This window comes from Acidovorax bellezanensis, from assembly GCF_025421555.1.
Classification (GTDB): domain Bacteria; phylum Pseudomonadota; class Gammaproteobacteria; order Burkholderiales; family Burkholderiaceae_C; genus Comamonas; species Comamonas bellezanensis.
On the sequence record NZ_JAODYH010000003.1, the window covers coordinates 514,190 to 530,984 of the forward strand.

At 67.0% G+C, this 16,795-nt stretch carries 17 protein-coding genes; 10 read left to right on the forward strand and 7 right to left on the reverse strand.

Annotation, left to right across the window (positions count from 1 at the left end; all coding sequences use genetic code 11):
• Positions 1-88: 88 nt before the first annotated feature.
• Positions 89-991 (reverse strand): helix-turn-helix transcriptional regulator, encoded by a 903-nt coding sequence (locus N0K08_RS05940; RefSeq protein WP_261499156.1) that lies wholly within the window; start codon positions 989-991, stop codon positions 89-91.
• A 179-nt stretch (positions 992-1,170) separates the two neighbouring features.
• Here N0K08_RS05940 and N0K08_RS05945 point away from each other — a divergent pair, with 179 nt between their 5' ends.
• From N0K08_RS05945 to N0K08_RS05985, 9 genes are all read left to right on the forward strand, one after another.
• Positions 1,171-1,650 (forward strand): DUF4863 family protein, encoded by a 480-nt coding sequence (locus tag N0K08_RS05945; protein ID WP_261499157.1) that lies wholly within the window; start codon positions 1,171-1,173, stop codon positions 1,648-1,650.
• The gene (locus tag N0K08_RS05950) at positions 1,647-3,197 is read left to right on the forward strand and encodes a 3,4-dehydroadipyl-CoA semialdehyde dehydrogenase (protein WP_261499158.1); all 1,551 of its coding nucleotides are present in this window, start codon (positions 1,647-1,649) and stop codon (positions 3,195-3,197) included. Before N0K08_RS05945 ends, N0K08_RS05950 begins: the two co-directional genes overlap by 4 nt.
• A gap of 26 nt (positions 3,198-3,223) precedes the next feature.
• Positions 3,224-4,792, forward strand: coding sequence for a benzoate-CoA ligase family protein (locus tag N0K08_RS05955; RefSeq protein ID WP_261499159.1), 1,569 nt, complete (start codon positions 3,224-3,226; stop codon positions 4,790-4,792).
• A complete protein-coding gene (locus N0K08_RS05960; protein ID WP_261499160.1) occupies positions 4,789-5,580 on the forward strand; it encodes an alpha/beta fold hydrolase in 792 nt (263 codons plus the stop codon). The genes N0K08_RS05955 and N0K08_RS05960 overlap by 4 nt, the downstream gene beginning before the upstream one ends.
• 8 nt (positions 5,581-5,588) lie before the next feature.
• Entirely contained in the window at positions 5,589-6,749 is a 1,161-nt protein-coding gene (locus tag N0K08_RS05965) for an ABC transporter substrate-binding protein (protein WP_261499662.1), read from the forward strand.
• A gap of 88 nt (positions 6,750-6,837) precedes the next feature.
• A complete protein-coding gene (locus N0K08_RS05970) occupies positions 6,838-7,710 on the forward strand; it encodes a branched-chain amino acid ABC transporter permease (RefSeq protein WP_261499161.1) in 873 nt (290 codons plus the stop codon).
• The gene (locus N0K08_RS05975; RefSeq protein WP_261499162.1) at positions 7,707-8,699 is read left to right on the forward strand and encodes a branched-chain amino acid ABC transporter permease; all 993 of its coding nucleotides are present in this window, start codon (positions 7,707-7,709) and stop codon (positions 8,697-8,699) included. The genes N0K08_RS05970 and N0K08_RS05975 overlap by 4 nt, the downstream gene beginning before the upstream one ends.
• Positions 8,696-9,448 carry an ABC transporter ATP-binding protein gene (locus N0K08_RS05980; protein ID WP_261499163.1) on the forward strand — a complete coding sequence of 251 codons (753 nt, stop codon included), beginning with the start codon at positions 8,696-8,698 and terminating at the stop codon, positions 9,446-9,448. The genes N0K08_RS05975 and N0K08_RS05980 overlap by 4 nt, the downstream gene beginning before the upstream one ends.
• The gene (locus N0K08_RS05985) at positions 9,445-10,146 is read left to right on the forward strand and encodes an ABC transporter ATP-binding protein (protein WP_261499165.1); all 702 of its coding nucleotides are present in this window, start codon (positions 9,445-9,447) and stop codon (positions 10,144-10,146) included. The genes N0K08_RS05980 and N0K08_RS05985 overlap by 4 nt, the downstream gene beginning before the upstream one ends.
• Positions 10,147-10,160: 14 nt before the next feature.
• On the opposite strand, the gene N0K08_RS05990 is transcribed toward N0K08_RS05985, so the two are convergent.
• Positions 10,161-10,856, reverse strand: a complete 696-nt coding sequence (locus tag N0K08_RS05990; protein ID WP_261499166.1) for a pentapeptide repeat-containing protein — start codon at positions 10,854-10,856, stop codon at positions 10,161-10,163.
• 165 nt (positions 10,857-11,021) lie between these two features.
• Between N0K08_RS05990 and N0K08_RS05995 the strand changes: the two genes are divergently transcribed.
• The gene (locus tag N0K08_RS05995) at positions 11,022-12,605 is read left to right on the forward strand and encodes a Na+/H+ antiporter (protein WP_261499167.1); all 1,584 of its coding nucleotides are present in this window, start codon (positions 11,022-11,024) and stop codon (positions 12,603-12,605) included.
• A 126-nt stretch (positions 12,606-12,731) separates the two neighbouring features.
• Here N0K08_RS05995 and N0K08_RS06000 read toward each other — a convergent pair whose 3' ends face one another.
• The 5 genes from N0K08_RS06000 to N0K08_RS06020 all read right to left on the reverse strand — a co-directional run bounded on the left by N0K08_RS06000 (position 12,732) and on the right by N0K08_RS06020 (position 16,717).
• Entirely contained in the window at positions 12,732-13,730 is a 999-nt protein-coding gene (locus N0K08_RS06000; RefSeq protein ID WP_261499663.1) for a PDDEXK nuclease domain-containing protein, read from the reverse strand.
• A gap of 228 nt (positions 13,731-13,958) precedes the next feature.
• A complete protein-coding gene (locus N0K08_RS06005; RefSeq protein ID WP_261499168.1) occupies positions 13,959-14,312 on the reverse strand; it encodes a DUF1304 domain-containing protein in 354 nt (117 codons plus the stop codon).
• Between the two features lie 77 nt (positions 14,313-14,389).
• On the reverse strand, positions 14,390-15,367 hold the full coding sequence (locus tag N0K08_RS06010) for a zinc-binding dehydrogenase (RefSeq protein WP_261499169.1): 978 nt from the start codon (positions 15,365-15,367) through the stop codon (positions 14,390-14,392).
• 30 nt (positions 15,368-15,397) lie between these two features.
• Positions 15,398-16,075: a type 1 glutamine amidotransferase domain-containing protein gene (locus N0K08_RS06015; RefSeq protein ID WP_261499170.1), complete on the reverse strand. Its 678-nt coding sequence runs from the start codon at positions 16,073-16,075 to the stop codon at positions 15,398-15,400.
• A gap of 12 nt (positions 16,076-16,087) precedes the next feature.
• The gene (locus tag N0K08_RS06020; RefSeq protein ID WP_261499171.1) at positions 16,088-16,717 is read right to left on the reverse strand and encodes a TetR/AcrR family transcriptional regulator; all 630 of its coding nucleotides are present in this window, start codon (positions 16,715-16,717) and stop codon (positions 16,088-16,090) included.
• Positions 16,718-16,795 lie beyond the last annotated feature (78 nt).

Consider the following 16,795-nt stretch of genomic DNA (forward strand, 5'->3'; position numbering starts at 1 on the left):
TCATGCTGCATGATATTGCATGCGTCAATCCCCGTGATTGGTTTTTATGAACTGGAGTGCCTGTTGGGCGCAGCGCGCCCACGCGGCCTCAGGGCGCCGCTTCGCTGACGGCGGCGCGCAGGGACGCGAACGCCTGCTCCAGCGTCTTGCCGCTGGTGTCCACGCGCAGGTCGGCCTTGGAATAGAACGCCGCGCGCCCATCCAGAATCCGCCGCAGGTCTTCCATGGCTTCGCGACTGGCGGCCATGGGACGCATGTCGCCCTGCGCAACCACGCGGCCCATGTGCTCTTCGGGCGCGGCCTGCAGCCAGACGGTGGTGCAATGGGCGAGCAATTCGTTGAAGGTCGCCGGGTCGGACACGATGCCGCCGGGCGTGGCGATCACCGCCTCGCTGTAGATCTGCACCACTTCTTCCAGCGCACGGCGCTCGTAGCGGCGGTAGGCATTCGTGCCGTAAAGGTCATGGATCTCGCGCACGCTGCAGCCGGCGAGCTTTTCGATCTCCTGGCTCAGCTCGATGAAGGGCAGCTGCAAGGCCTCGGCCAGCAGATGGCCCAGCGTCGACTTGCCCGCGCCGCGCATGCCTATCAGGGCGATGCGCTGCCCGCGCCCCGGATCGGCCGCGCCCGTGCCCAGCATCTCGCCGATGGCAATGCGCACCCGGCGCAGGTCGGCTTCCGGGCGGGACTCGAGCATCTCGCGGATCATCAGCCATTCGGGCGAACGCGTGGTGACGTCGCCCAGCAGCTCCGCCATGGAGCAGTGCAGCGCGCCAGCCATCTGCTGCAGCACCAGGATGGACACATTGCCTATGCCGTATTCGAGATTGGCCAGGTGCCGCTCGGACACCTGGGCGGCCTGCGCCATGGCCTTGCGCGTGAGTCCGCGCTGCGCCCGCAGGCTGCGCACGCGATCCCCCAATGCCGCCAGCACCGGGTTGCGCTCTTGCGCGGCTTCCTGGAGTTCCGCTTTTTCTGCTCTTTTGTTCATGGCCATTGCCTTTCCACGTGCCATGCCGTCATGCCCCACTAGGACAAACACTTAACGTGCACTATATTGCTTGACACGAATTTCACCACCACCTATCGTAACCCTGAAGGCACGATAGTGCATATTCGAAAAACCTAGAGTTTAGGCCTCTTTGATCGGCCTGCCGACGTCGCACCACCATGAGCAAAAATGATTTTCACCGTCATCTCAGCGCGCTGACGGCAGCCATTGCGCAGCGCCCTTTGGACGCCGCGCTGGACCAATGGCTGAACCAGCACCACGGCCCCGACAGCGACAGCTACCGCACGCTCCAGGCGCACTGCGAAGAAGGCGTGGCGCAGGGCTGGCTGTGCGAGCGAGGCGCACCCAACCTGCGCTACGGCCGGGTGTTTGCGCCAGAAGAGGCGCTGCATGGCTTTTCGGTCGACGTCGTCGACATGCAGGATATCGCCGGCCCCCACCACTCTCATCCCAACGGCGAGATCGACCTGATCATGCCGCTGACGGGCCATGCCGCGACCTTCGACGGCCGGCCCGCGGGCTGGTGCGTCTATCCGCCCGGCAGCGCGCACCGACCCACCGTGGCCCAGGGCCGCGCCCTGGTGCTCTACCTCCTGCCCCAGGGGCAAATCCAATTCACCAAGGCAGCGCAGCCATGACCACTTTGCTTCCCAACTACCTCGGCGGCCGCTGGCAGACCGGCACTGGCGCGGGCAGCGCACTGCACGATCCGGTGTCGGGCCAGGCCCTGGTGCGCGTCGATGCCACGGGGCTGGATCTGCCCGCGGGCTTTGATTTCGCGCGGCGCCAGGGCAGCGCGGCCCTGCAGTCCATGACCTACGGCGCGCGCGCCGCGCTGCTGGTCCAGATCGCGCAGACCCTGCAAAAGCACCGCGATGCCTACTACGAGATCGCGACCGCCAACTCCGGCACCGTCAGGAACGACTCGGCCGTGGACATCGATGGCGCGATTTTCACGCTCGGCCAGTACGCCCGCTGGGGAGCCGCGCTCGGCGAGACACGCGCCTTGCGCGACGGCGACGCCGTCAAGCTGGACAAGGACGGCCTGTTCCAGTCGCAGCACCTGCAAGTGCCGCGCACCGGCCTGGCACTGTTCATCAATGCCTTCAATTTCCCCGCCTGGGGCCTGTGGGAGAAGGCCGCGCCCGCGCTGCTGTCGGGCATGGCCGTGGTCGTCAAACCCGCGACCGCCACCGCCTGGCTCACGCAGCGCATGGTGCAGGACGTGGTCGATGCCGGCATCCTGCCGCCAGGCGCGCTGTCGGTCATCTGCGGCAGCGCCGCGGGCCTGCTCGACAATCTGCAACCGTTCGACGTGCTGTCGTTCACGGGCTCGGCCGACACCGCGGCCCTGATCCGCAGCCATCCCGCGATTGCGCGCCAGTCGGTGCGCGCCAACATCGAGGCCGACAGCCTCAACAGCGCGCTGCTGCTGCCGGACGCCGCGCCGGGCACGCCCGCCTTCGATCTGCTGGTGCGCGAAGTGGTGCGCGAGATGAGCGTCAAATCGGGCCAGAAATGCACGGCCATCCGGCGCATTTTCGTGCCCCAGGCCGTTTACGGAGCCGCCGCCGATGCCATAGCGACCAAGCTCGCCAAGATCAGCACCGGCAACCCGCGCAACGAGGCTGTGCGCATGGGCGCCCTGGTCAGCCGGGAGCAGTACCAGTCCGTGCAGCAAGGCCTGCAGGCACTGAGCACGGTCACGCAAGTGCTGTATGACGGCCGCGCGCAGCCGCTGATCGACGCCGATCCCGCGATCAGCGCCTGCCACGCTCCCGTGCTGCTCGGCGCACGCGACGCCGATGGCGCACAGGCCGTGCACGACCTGGAAATCTTCGGCCCCGTGGCCACGCTGCTGCCCTACCGCGACCTGGCGCATGCCCAGGCCCTGGCCGAGCGCGGTCAGGGATCGCTGGTCGCGTCGCTCTATGGCGATGACGCGCAAATGCTGGCCGACAGCGCACGCGCCCTGGCACGCAGCCACGGCCGCGTGCATGTGGTCACGCCCGCCGTGGCCCAGGTGCACACCGGCCACGGCAACGTGATGCCCATGTCGCTGCATGGCGGCCCGGGCCGCGCCGGCGGCGGCGCCGAACTCGGGGGCCTGCGCGCCCTGGACTTCTACCACCAGCGCGCGGCGGTGCAAGCTAGCCCCGAAGTGCTCCAGGCCCTGGGCCTGTGAAGCGCGGCATTTTGATTGGAAAAGCCATGAGCTCCTTGCCCGCGCCACCGACCGGCCCCTTCAACTTTGCCGAGCATCTGTTTGCGCTGCACCGCCAGCGCGACGACCGCCTGGCCTATATCGATGACCGCGGCCCGCTGAGCTACGGCCAGCTCGAGCAGCGCGCGCGCCAACTGGCCAGCGCCTTGCAAGGCCTGGGCGTGCGGCGCGAAGACCGGGTGCTGCTGCTGCTGCTGGACACGCACGACTGGCCCGTCACCTTCCTGGGCTGCCTTTATGCGGGCATCGTGCCGGTCGCGGTCAACACCCTGCTCACCGCCGACGACTACGCCTACATGCTGGAGCACAGCCGCGCCCAGATCGTCATCGCCTCGGGCGCCCTGCTGCCCACGTTGCAGACCGCCATGCAAAGCGCGCACCACGAAGTGCGGGCCACCATCGTGTCGCAGCCCGTGGCGGCCCTGGCCCAGGGCGATCTCGAATTCGAAGCCGCGCTGGCCGCGGCCAAGCCCCTGCCCCAGCCCGCGGCCACGGCCGGCGACGAGCCGGGCTTCTGGCTGTACTCCTCGGGCTCGACCGGCAAGCCCAAGGGCACGGTGCACACCCAGCTCAATCTCTGGTGGACCGCCGAACTGTTCGGCAAGCCGGTGCTGGGCCTGACCGAGCGCGACGTGTGCTTCTCCGCCGCCAAGCTGTACTTCGCCTATGGGCTGGGCAACGCGCTGACCTTTCCGCTGTCCGTCGGCGCCTGCGTGGTGTTGATGGCCGAGCGGCCGACGCCCGAGGCCGTGTTCAAGCGCTGGACCGAACTGCAATGCCGGCCCACCGTGTTCTTTGGCGCGCCCACGGGGTTCGCGGGCATGCTGGCCTCGCCCCGGCTGCCCGCGCGCGACGCCGTGGCGCTGCGCATGTGCTCGTCGGCGGGCGAGGCGCTGCCGGCGGAAATTGCCCAGCGTTTCAAGCAGCATTTCGGCTGCGACATCATCGACGGCATAGGCTCGACCGAGATGCTGCATGTCTTCATCTCCAACCGCCCGGACGACGTGCGCTACGGCACGACCGGCAAGCCCGTGCCCGGCTACGAGATCGAGCTGCGCGACGAGCTCGGGGCCCCCGTGGCGGACGGCGAAGTGGGCGATCTGTTCATCCGCGGGCCCAGCGCCGCCTTGATGTACTGGGGCAACCGCGAGAAGTCGCGCGAGACCTTCCAGGGCGGCTGGACCAAGAGCGGCGACAAGTACCAGCGCGACGCCGACGGCTACTACACCTATGCGGGCCGCAGCGACGACATGCTCAAGGTCAGCGGCATCTACGTCTCGCCGTTTGAAGTCGAATCCACGCTGATGCAGCACCCGGCCGTGCTGGAGGCCGCGGTGATAGGCACGCCCGATGACCAGGGGCTGACCAAGACCAAGGCGTTCGTGGTGCTCAAGGACGGGCAGCAAGCCAGCGACGAGTCCCTCAAAGCCTTTGTCAAGGAGCGGCTCGCGGCCTACAAGTACCCGCGCCAGATCGAATTCCTGGCCGAACTGCCCAAGACCGCCACCGGCAAGATCCAGCGCTTTCGCCTGCGCGAACGGGAAGCCGGCAAATGAGCGAATTCATCACCCTCCCCTGGGCCGGCCGGCAGGTGCAGGTGGAGTACGCCTGGCTCAACGCGGCCGGGCCCAAGGCCCCGCTCATGGTGTTCCTGCATGAAGGCCTGGGCTCGCTGGCGATGTGGAAGGATTTCCCCGCGCGCCTGTGCAGCGCCGTGGGGGCGCGCGGCCTGGTGTTCTCGCGCCCCGGTTACGGCCGCTCCAGCGCGCGCGCGGCCGCCGAGCCGCTGGATGTGGACTACATGCACCGCCAGGCCTATGAGGTCTTGCCCGCACTGCTGGACGCGCTGGACATCGCCCAGCCGGTCTGGCTTTTCGGCCACAGCGATGGCGGCTCGATCGCGCTGCTGCATGCCGGGCGATTCGCGCCGCGCGTGGCCGGCCTGATTCTTCTGGCCCCGCATATCTTCGTGGAAGACATCACCACCGCGGGTATACGCCAGGCCAAGAACGGCTACGAAAGTGGCACGCTGCGCGACAGGCTTGCGCCCTATCACGACGATCCGGACCTGGCTTTCTGGGGCTGGAACCACATCTGGCTCAAGCCTGCGTTTGCGCGCTGGAACATCACCGACGAACTCGTCGATATCCGCTGCCCGGTGCTGGCGATACAGGGGCTGGACGACGCGTACGGCACGCTGGCCCAGATCCGCGGCATCGCCGAACGTCTGCCGGCCACCCAACTGCTCGAGCTGCCGGAGTGCGGCCACTCGGCCCACCGCGACCAGCCCGAGCAGGTGATCGCCGCGACAAAAGCCTTTATCCACAACAGGAGACATGTATGAACCGTCCCATGAATCGCCGTACCGCCGTGGCCTTGACCGCCCTGACCCTGGCCGCCAGCGTGCAGGCCCAAGGCACCGAGAAGCTCAAGGTCGGCCTGATGCTGCCTTTCAGCGGCACCTATACGGCGCTGGGCGTGGCCATTGAAAACGGCTTCAAGCTCTTCGTGCAGGAACAAGGCGGCAAGCTGGCGGGCCGCGAGATCGAGTACGTGAAAGTGGACGACGAATCCGATCCCGCCAAGGCCACGGAGAACGTGAACAAGCTGATCCGGCGCGACAAGGTGGACGTCATCGTGGGGACGGTGCACTCGGGCGTGGCCATGGCCATGGCGCGCGCGGCCAAGGAAAGCAACACGCTGCTGATCGTGCCCAACGCGGGCGCGGACGCCGTCACGGGCGCCATGTGCGCGACCAACATCTTCCGCAGCTCCTTCTCCAACTGGCAGTCTTCCTACGGCATGGGCACGGTGGCCGCCAAGCAGGAAAAGAAGAAGACGGCGATGACCATCACCTGGAAATACGCGGCCGGCGAGGAGATGACCACGGCCTTCAAGGAAGGCTTCGAGAAGGACGGCGGCAAGATCCTGAAGCATCTCACGGTGCCCTTCCCCAACGTTGAGTTCCAGGCCCTGCTGACCGAAATCGCGGCCGCCAAGCCCGATGCCGTGTTTGCCTTCTTTGCGGGCGGCGGCGCCGTGAAGTTCGTCAAGGACTACGCCGCCGCGGGGCTGAACAAATCCATCCCGCTGTACGGCTCGGGCTTTCTGACCGACGGCACGCTCGATGCCCAGGGCGATGCCGCGCAGGGCATCTTGACCACGCTGCACTATGCCGACGATTTGTCGCTGCCCAAGGACAAGGCGTTCCGTACCGCCTATGCGCGCAACTACAAGCTGCAGCCGGATGTCTATGCCGTGCAGGGCTATGACGCGGGGCAGATCCTGAAAGTGGGGCTGGACGCCGTCAAGGGCGATGTCAGCAAGAAGGCGGAATTCGCCGCGGCGGTGCAAAAGTCCACGTTCGACAGCCCGCGCGGCGGCTTCACCATGTCGCGCGCGCACAACCCCGTGCAGGACGTCTATCTGCGCAAGGTCGTGGGCAAGGAAAACCAGAAAATCGGCATCGCCTCCAAGTCGCTGTCCGACCCGGCGCGCGGCTGCAAGCTCTGAGAGCGACCCACACGTCCGTTGATAGTCCGCTGTCCGCGGCGTGGCGCCTGGCGCCACGCCCTCTTTCCTCTCGCTGGAGCCCCACTACGTGGACCTTGCCACCTTTCTTGTGCAGTGCCTCAACGCCGTCCAGTACGGCCTGCTGCTCTTTCTGCTGGCCTCCGGGCTGACGCTGATCTTCGGGATCATGGGCGTGATCAACCTGGCACACGGCAGCTTCTACATGCTCGGCGCGTATCTGGCGTTTGCGCTCTCGCCGCTGTTCGGCAACCATTTCCTCAGCATGCTGCTCACCGGCATGGTGCTGGCCGCGGTCTTTGGCTATGCGCTCGAATGGCTGTTCTTCAGCTACCTCTACCAGCGCGACCACCTGCAGCAGGTGTTGATGACCTACGGGCTGATTCTGGTGTTTGAGGAGCTGCGCTCCATGCTCGTGGGCAACGATGTGCATGGCGTGCCGATTCCCGCCTGGCTGTCGGGCAGCTTTTCGCTGGGCGGAATCATGCAGTACCCCTGGTACCGGCTGTTTGCCTCGGCGGCCTGCATCGTGCTGGCGGTGGCCTTGTACGTGGTGGTCAACCGCACGCGGCTGGGCATGATGATCCGCGCGGGCGCGAGCAACCGCGACATGGTGCGCGGCCTGGGCATTGACATCCGGCGCCTGTACCGCGTGGTCTTTGCGGCCGGCGTGGCACTGGCGGCGCTGGCCGGCATGATTGCCGCGCCCATGGCCTCGGTCTACCCCAACATGGGCGCCAGTGTGCTCATCATCTGTTTCGTGGTCGTGGTCATCGGCGGCATAGGCTCGATCACCGGCGCGCTGGTGGCATCGCTGCTGGTCGGCTTTGTCGATACTTTCGGCAAGGTGTTTTTTGCGGACCTCGCGGGCCTGGGCATCTACGTGCTCATGGCCCTGGTGCTGATCTGGCGGCCTGAAGGCCTGATGGGGCGACGCGCATGAACACCACCACGCTTTCCGTGCAAACCACACCCGCCGCGCGGCACCGCTGGGGCGCAATCGCCTGGCTGCCCCTGCTGGTCCTGGTGGCGCTGGCCCTGGCCGGCTTCCTGCTGCAAGGCTACCCGGCCGACCTGGTGGTGAAAATCATGGTGCTGGCCATCTTTGCGCTGAGCTTGCAGCTGCTCGTGGGCATGACCGGCCTGGTCAGCCTGGGCCATGCGGCGTATTTCGGTGTCGGCGCCTATGTCACGGTACTGGCCTCGGGCGAGGCCGGCGGCAACCTGTTCGTGCTGCTGGCGCTGAGCATGGGCGCGGCCGCGCTGTACGCCCTGGCCGTGGGCGCCTTGAGCCTGCGCACCCGCGGCGTGTACTTCATCATGGTCACGCTGGCCTTTGCGCAAATGGCCTATTTCATCTTCCACGACACATCGCTGGGTGGGGGCAGCGACGGCATCTACCTGAACGCGCGGCCCGCGGCCGGCCCGCTGGATATGGAAAACCGCAGCGTGGTGTATTACGTCGTGCTGGCCGCGCTGGCCTTCACCTATGGGCTGCTGGCCCTGATCCAGCGTTCACGCTTCGGCGCCGCGCTGGCCGGCATACGCGTCAATGAGCAGCGCATGCGCGCGGCCGGATTCTCGACCTATGGCTACAAGCTCGCGGCCTTTGTCATCGCCGGCGCACTGGCCGGACTCGCCGGCTTTCTGGTCGCGGCACGCGACGGCTTCGTCAATCCCGAAATGCTGTCCTGGCATATCTCGGGCGAAGTCCTGCTGATGGTCATCCTGGGCGGCATGGGGCATCTGCGCGGCGCCGTGCTCGGGGCCGTGGCCTTCACCCTGCTCAAGGAAGTGCTGGCCACGCAGGCCTTCGTCGGGCCGCTGGCCAACCACTGGCAGCTGACGCTGGGCCTGGCCATCATCTTGTTCGTGGCGCTGCTGCCCAAAGGCCTGATAGGACTCGCCCAGCGGCGCAAGGAGAAGCAATGAGCGGATTGATGCAAGTCCACGGACTGACACGGCGCTTTGGCGGGCTGGTGGCGGTGAACGACGTCTCGCTGGAACTGAACGTGGGTGAAGTGCATGCGGTGATAGGCACCAATGGCGCGGGGAAATCGACGCTGATCAATATGCTGTCCGGCGAGATCGCGCCCTCGCAAGGCCGCATCCTGCTGGCGGGCGCCGACATCACCCAGCGCCCGCAGGCCCGCCGCGCACTCGACGGCATAGGGCGCAGCTACCAGCGCACGACCATCTTCCCGGAGTTCACGGCGCGGGAAAACTGCCGCCTGGCCGCGCAGGCCGCGTCGCCCCGACCCTGGGCCTTCTGGCAGACCGCGCAGGCCTGCCAGCGCAGCGGTGATGCCGCCGACGCGGCCCTGGAGGCCACCGGCCTGAGCGCCTTGAGCGCGCGCGTCGCCGGCACGCTGAGCCACGGCGCCAAACGCCAGCTCGAAGTCGCGATGTGCCTGGCGACCCAGCCCCGCGTGCTGCTGCTGGACGAGCCGCTGGCCGGCATGGGCGCCGAGGAAACCGAGCGCATGCTGACCCTGCTCGAACGCCTCAAGCCCAGGCATGCCGTCCTGCTGGTCGAGCACGACATGGACGCGGTGTTTCGCATCGCCGAGCGCATCACCGTGATGGTCAACGGCAGCGTCATCGCCAGCGGCAACCCGCACGCCATACGCCACGACCCGCAAGTACGCAGCGCCTACCTGGGCGAGGAGGAGCTGGCATGATCCACATCGAGGAACTGCACACCTATTACGGCGACAGCCACATCCTGCGCGGTGTCTCGGCGCGGATTCCGGCCGCCACCTCGGTCGGGCTGCTGGGGCGCAACGGCATGGGCAAGACCACGCTGATCCGCAGCCTCATGGGCTATGTCGCCCCCGCCCAGGGCCGGGTGCAATACGAAGGCCGCGACGTGACCCGCCTAGCCCCCGAAAAAATGGCCCGCATGGGCCTGGGCTACGTGCCCGAGGGACGCGGCATCTTCCCCAATCTGTCGGTGCGCGAGAACCTGGTGATGGCCGCGCGGCGCGGGCCCGACGGCCGCGATGACTGGACTTACGACCGCGTTCTCGCGACCTTTCCGCGCCTGTCCGAGCGGCTGGGCAACGGCGGCGACCAGCTGTCGGGCGGCGAGCAGCAGATGCTGTCCATAGGGCGGGCGCTGATGACGAATCCGCGCCTCCTGATCCTGGATGAAGCCACCGAAGGCCTGGCGCCCCTGATCGTCGCCGAGATCTGGCGCGTCATCGCCCAAATCCGCACGACGGGCATCGCCACGCTCATCGTCGACCGCGACTGGCGCAAGGTGCTGGCCCACACCGACCAGGCGCTGGTCATGGAGAAAGGCCAGATCGTCCTGGAGGCGGCTTCTTCCGCGCTGCTGGCCGATACCCGCTTGCTGACCGAGAAGCTGGGCGTATAGCGGGGCCGCGCCCCTCACTCCACCGCGATCCCCAGATCCCGCAGCAGCCCCGCCGCCTGACGGTGGGAAATGGTGGCACCGCGGAACAGCCTTGCGTCCTCCAGCTTCAAGCCGCCAATGTCGGCCTCGCGCAGATCGGCGCCGTCAAACCGCGCCTGGGTCAGGTGGGCATCGCGCAGGCTGCCGCCGATGAAGACGGCCTCGCGAAAATCGCAGCCCGACAGGTTGGCGTCCGAGAAATCGAGCTCCTGCAGCTGCTGCTTGCGAAACGACAGTCGGCGCAGGTCGGCGCTGATCAGCAGGCAGTCTTCGAGCACCCATCCCAGATGCGCCACTTCTTCGAACTTGGCGCCCGTGAGCTTGCAGCCCTTGAAGGAAGCTGCCGGCAGTTTGGCGCGGCGCCATTGGGTGTTGTTGAGGTCGCAGGACTGGAAGCGCGCGTCCGTCAGGTCGGCGGACTCGAAATCCGCCTGGCGCGCGCGGCAGCCTTGCCAGGTCATTCGCGTCATGGAGGCCGCGTACAAGGAGGCCTCGATGAAGGAGCAGGCGCTGAATGCGCAATCGCGCATGTCGAGCCGGGAAAGGTCGACGCCCTCGAAATCACAGCGCTCGAAGGTCAGTGGGGTCCCGGACTGGAGGAAGGCCTGCATTTGCGCGCGCGAAACCGTCTGGTCCGCGATGGAGGCGGGTGAAATTGCGGTGTTGTCCATGGGAATGTGGCCTCGATAAGAGGGGAAGTCTAAAGGGGTCGATGGCGCCCTGCGCCCGACCAGGCCCGGCAGTAAGCGCCATGGCGCACGGAACCGCTATATTGCGCACACCCCGACCCCAGACACGCGAACGATCGGCCACCGGTCTCCTCCCCGAGAAAACGCATGAACGCCTCGCATCTTTTTGAGTTGATGATCGCCATGCTGCCGGTCATCATTGCCCTGCACTATCTTGCGCAGCGATTCGGGCTGCCTCCGGCCGTGTCATTGCTGATGGGAGGAGCCGTCATGGCCTTCCTGCCGGAGTTGCCGGCGTTTTCGCCCGATCCGGAGTTGATGCTGGTGGTCTTCCTGCCGCCGCTGCTGATGGACGGCGCCTGGAACATCTCGGTGCGCCACCTGCAGCGCCACATGCTGGGCATCACTTCGCTGGCCGTGGGCGCGGTGCTGTTCACCACCATCGTGGTGGCGGTGGTGACGCATTGGCTGTTTCCCGACCTGCCCTGGGCGGCTTGCGCGGCGCTGGGCGCCATCGTCTCGCCACCGGACGCGGTGTCCGCGCGCGCCGTGCTGCAGCGCGTGAAGCTGCCACGCCGGCTGCTGATGCTGCTGGAGGGCGAGAGCCTGTTCAACGATGCCAGCGGCCTGGTGCTTTTCCGTTTTGCCGTCGCGGCCAGCGTGACCGGGACTTTCAGCGCGGAGCAGGCATTGCAGAGCTTTGTGCTGCTGGCCATCGGCGGTGCCGCGGTCGGCGCGGCCGTCGGCGCGGGCTGGGTGATCGTCGCGCGCCGGCTCGACGACGACTACCTGGTCATCGCCGCCACGCTGCTGGTGTCCTGGGCGGCCTACATTCTGGCGGAGCATTTTCACTTCTCGGGCGTGATCGCCACCGTCACGGCGGGCATGATCTGCGGCACCTACCAGCACCGGATCTTCTCGGCCGCGGTACGCATGCGGGCCCTGTCCTTCTGGACCATGGTGATCTTCCTGATGGAAGCCGCCGTCTTCATGCTGATCGGGCTGTCCCTGCGCGGCGTCGTGGACCGCGCGGGGGGCTTTTCCTTCGTCCTGCACCAGATGGTCGGACCGGCGCTGATGGTTGTGCTGGCGCTGCTGGTGGCACGCTTCGCCTGGATCTTTCTGTCGGACGCCGTGATCTGGCTGTGCCGACGCCTGGGCATGCGCCGCTACCGACGGCTGGGCGCGCGCAGTGCCGTGGTGCTGGGCTGGGTGGGCGTGCGCGGCGTGGTCACGCTGGCGCTGGCCCTGAGCTTGCCCGCCAACTTTCCGGCGCGCGACTTCATCCTGGTGACGGCCTTCGCCGTGATCCTGTGCACGGTGCTGGTCCAGGGAACGACCCTGGGCCTGCTGATTCGCTGGACCGGGCTCCAGCCCCCGGAGTCGGACAAGGCCCGCCTGAGCATGAGCGAGGCCGAAGCCACGCTGATGCAAGCCCAGCTCAAAGTCATTCAGGCCCTGGCCTACGATGCGAGCGGTGAGCTGGTCCACCCCATGCTGCTGGAGCAGTACACACGCAAGGCCGCGGCCTACTGCAACTACGCGGGCCAGGAGGAGGCGTTGACGCCCCGCATCCACGCCCATTTCGATCTGGTTCTGGCGGCCATAGGCGCGGCACGCGCCGAGCTCCGGCGCCTGCACCGCGTGGGCGACATCGACGAACACATGATGGCGACGCTGCAGAAAAACCTGGACCTGGAAGAGCTCAACGCCATTGCACTGCGGTCGTGAACGCCCCTATGGGCCAGCAGGCTGCGGACCCCGCCCACAGCGCCAGCTTGGCCGTACTCAGAGGCTCTCTGGCCCAGCGCGAGTTTCTCTCTCCCAATCCACGCCCCCGCCCCCTCATCGGGCCCCTCAAACCCCTTCAACGCCCCTCTCGCCAGCCAGCTCGGCCTCGATGTCCGCAATGCTCGGCAAGCTGTGCTCCAGCCGCGCCGGCAGGTCGCGCAGCAGCTGATATTCCGCCACACCCATGGGCTTGTCGATGCCGGACAGCGCGTACTCGGCCACCAGCCGGTTCTGCTGCTTGCACAGCAGCAGGCCGATGGTCGGCTTGTCGTCCGGCGCCTTGATCTGGGCATCGACGGCCGCCAGGTAGAAGTTGAGCTGGCCCGCGTGCTCGGGCTGGAAGGCCGTGGCTTTCAACTCCACCACCACATAGCACTTCAAACGCGTGTGATAGAAAAGCAGATCGATGAAGAACTCGTCGCCCGCCACTTCCAGCCGGTACTGCCGCCCGACAAAGGCAAACCCGGCGCCCAGCTCCAGCAGGAAGCGGGTGATGTGGCGGATCAGGCCGCTTTCGATCTCGCGCTCCTGTGCTTCATCGCCCAGGCCCAGAAAGTCGAACAGGTAGGGGTCTTTGAGCATGTCGCGCGCCAGCGCCGAGTCGAGCGCGGGCAGGCGGGCCTCGAAGTTCGTCACCGCCGCGCCCTGGCGCAGGTGCAGCTGGTGCTTGATCTGCTGTACCAGCGTGGTCCGCGACCAGCCGTGCTGCACCGCCTGCGCGGCGTACCAGGCGCGCTCCGGAGTGCTGCCCAGCTGGGTCAGCAGCGTCACGATGTGGAACCACGGCAATTGGGCAGCAGGCTGCTGCCCAATTAGGCCATCCGGGCAATGCTGGGCGAAAAAGGCCATGTATTTCAAGTTGCGGGTCGAGAAGCCACGCATGTCCGGAAACGCGTCCTTGAGGTCGCGTGCCAGCCGATCTACGACCTTGGCACCCCAGCCTTTGGTCTGCTGGCGCTGCAAGATTTCGCGCCCGATGCGACCGTACAGCTGCACCAGTTCGGCATTGACGGCCAGCGCTGCGCGTTGGCGGGCCTGGGCGATCTGGCCCTTGAGTTGTGCCAGCCAGTCGCCGTAGCCTTAGGGCAGCAGGGAGGATGGGACGGGGCTCATGCCAGGGCCTTTGCTACAGAGGGCTGCTCCATGGCAGCGCCAGCCGCGGCACTGAGGGTTGGCGCAATGTCGTCGAACATGGAAGGGTCCGAAAAATGGGCCCCAGACATTATTCGCAAGACTTCGGCGGTGATCAAACCATGGGCAATGCCACGGTCAGCAGCATGCTTTTTCCTGCCCTCAGATCCCCGCCCACAGCGCCAGCAGCGCCAGCGCCGCAGGCAGCGCCTGCACCCACAGGATTTTCCGGCTGGCCGTGAGCCCGCCGAAAATGCCCGCGACCAGCACGCAGGCCAGGAAGAACAGCTGAAAGTCCAGCCCTTCGCTGCCCCTGGCCAGGCCGCAGAGCAGACCCGCCGCCAGAAAGCCGTTGTACAAGCCCTGGTTCGCGGCCAGGGCGCGGGTCTGGCTGGCGAACTCCGGGGTCAGACCGAAGGCGCGCAGGCCGGCCGGCTTTTGCCAGAGGAACATTTCCAGCACGACGATGTAGACATGAATGGCGACGACGAGGGCAATGAGAACGTTGGCGATCATGGGTTTCCTCCGGTGAAGACAGCTTCTCGATGTCGCACAGGGCACCGGCCTCGGTGCCCTGCCGCTCCGCGTGCATTTCAGGGGCGCAGCAAGACCTTGCCTTTGCGGCCCGGCTGCAGGCTCGCGGCGGCGGCCTGGGACACATCGGCCAGGTCGTAAATGGCCTGCACCGGCAGTTGCAGCTTGCCGCTGGCCACCAGCCCCAGCAGCTCGCCGATCAGGCGGCGCTTGTCCTCGCCCGACAAGGCTTCACTGACCTTGCTGCCCCAGAAGCCCTTGACCCGGGCCTGCTTGAAGATCAGGTCGCCCGAAGCAATCTGCATGGGCTCGCCGGCCATGGAGCCGAACGACACCAGCAGCCCGCCCTCGCCCAGCAGCGCCATCAGCTCACCGCTGGCCTTGCCGCCGATGGAGTCGACGGCCGCACGCAGGCTGGCCTTGCCGACGATGGCGCGGACTTTCTCCTGCCAGCCCGGCTGCTCCGTGGACACGGCATGCTCTATGCCCAAGGCGGCCAGCTCCGCCACGCCCGCGTCACGGCGCACCAGATTCACGGTGTGCACGCCATGTGTGGCGGCCAGCATCGCCAGGGTCTTGCCGACGGCGCCGTTGGCGGTGTTCTGGATGATCCAGTCGCCGCTTTTCACTTCCAGGAATTCCAGCAGCATCAGCGCGCTCAGCGGCATGGCGATCAGTTGCGCGGCCGCCTCGTCGGCGATGGCCGCGGGCAGCGGCACCAGCAGCGCTGCCGGGGCGGTGAAGTACTCGGCCCAGCTGCCGTGCACGCCGGCCACGGTGACGCGCTGGCCCGGCGCCACGCCCTGCACGCCGGCGCCCAACGCGTCGACCAGGCCCACCGCTTCGCTGCCGCCTATGGCCGGCAACGTGGGCTTGTAGCCGTACTGGCCGCGCACCGTCCACAGGTCGTGGTTGTGGATGGGCGACAGCAAGGTCTTGATCCGCACTTCGCCGGGGCCCGGCTGCGGCACAGGGCTCTCGCCCAGGTGAAGAACGTCGGCGGGTTCGCCGAAAGTGGTGTGGATGGCACTGCGCATGGTGGCTCCTTGGGAATTCAATGCAAGAGATCAGGCCAGCTGTTGCAGCAGCGCCTGCGCGCAAGCTGCCGAACTGCCCGGGTTCTGGCCGGTGACCAGGCGGCCGTCGGTCACGACGTGCGACTGCCAGTCGGGGCCTTTTTCGTAGAGCCCGCCCAGGCGCTGGAACTCATCTTCGATCAGGAAGGGCACGACCGCGGTCAAGCCCACGGCCTCTTCCTCGCTGTTGGAAAAGCCCGTGACCCGGCGACCGGCAATCCACGGCTGGCCATCGGCGCCGCGCACCTTGATCAATGCCCCCGGCGCGTGGCAGACCAGGCCTGCGGGCTTGTCCGCACGCGCAAACGCTTCGAGCAAGGCGATGGACGCGGCGTCGTTGGCCAGGTCCCACAACGGCCCGTGGCCGCCGGGATAGAACACCGCATCGAAATCGGCGGCATTCACCTGGGCCAGCGGCACGGTGGTGGCCAGAAGCTGCTGCGCCGCCAGGTCCTGGCGAAAGCGCTGCGTGGCCTCGGTCTGGGCGTCGGGCGCGTCGCTTTTCGGATCGAGCGGCGGCTGGCCGCCTTGAGGCGAAGCCAGCGTGATGCGCGCGCCTGCGTCCTTGAAGACGTAATACGGCGCCGCGAACTCTTCGAGCCAGAAGCCGGTCTTGTGACCGGTATCACCCAGGCGATCGTGTGAAGTCAGCACTATCAGAACATGCATGAGCGAATCCTTTCAGGGGGTGGGGGACAAAGAGGCGGGTGCCTGGGGGTTGCAGGCCAGCAGCTGACGGGTCGCCGCCAGGGCCTGGTGCAATGGTGTCTTGTCGCGGCCGAGCTTGGCCAGCAACGCCGCGCCCAACCACATCTGGTAGAGCACCTGGGCCAGCGCCTGCGGCTCGGCGCCGGGGGGCAGCGAGCCGTCCGCGCGGCCTTCGCGCACGCTGGCGGCGATGCGCGCCACCAGCGCGGTCACGCCGTCGTCCAGGACGCGGCGCATGTCTTCGGAGAGGTCGGCCACTTCGGCGGCCAGCTTGACGACCAGGCAGTCTTCGGCCCAGCCGCCAGATTCAGGCGCGTCCAGCCAGGCCTGCCAGTAGCGCATCAGGCGCTCGTGGCCGCTGCCCGTGTCCACGGCCAGCAAGGCGTCGAGCCGCTGGCCGTAATCGGCGACGTACTGCTCCAGCAGCGCGCAGCCAAAGGCTTCCTTCGATGGGAAGTAGTGATAGAACGAGCCTTTGGGCACGCCGCAGGCCGTCAGCAGCGTTTGCAGTCCGACGCCGACAAAACCTTGGCGCAATACCAGGGCATGGCCCGCATCCAGGATGTGCTGGCGGGTGGCTTCGGCTTTCTTGGTCAACTTCATGGCTGCATCTTATACAAAATAGACCAGTCGTATAGTTGCGTATCACCATGCCCCTGAAAGGGATTGGGTATCCCAGCA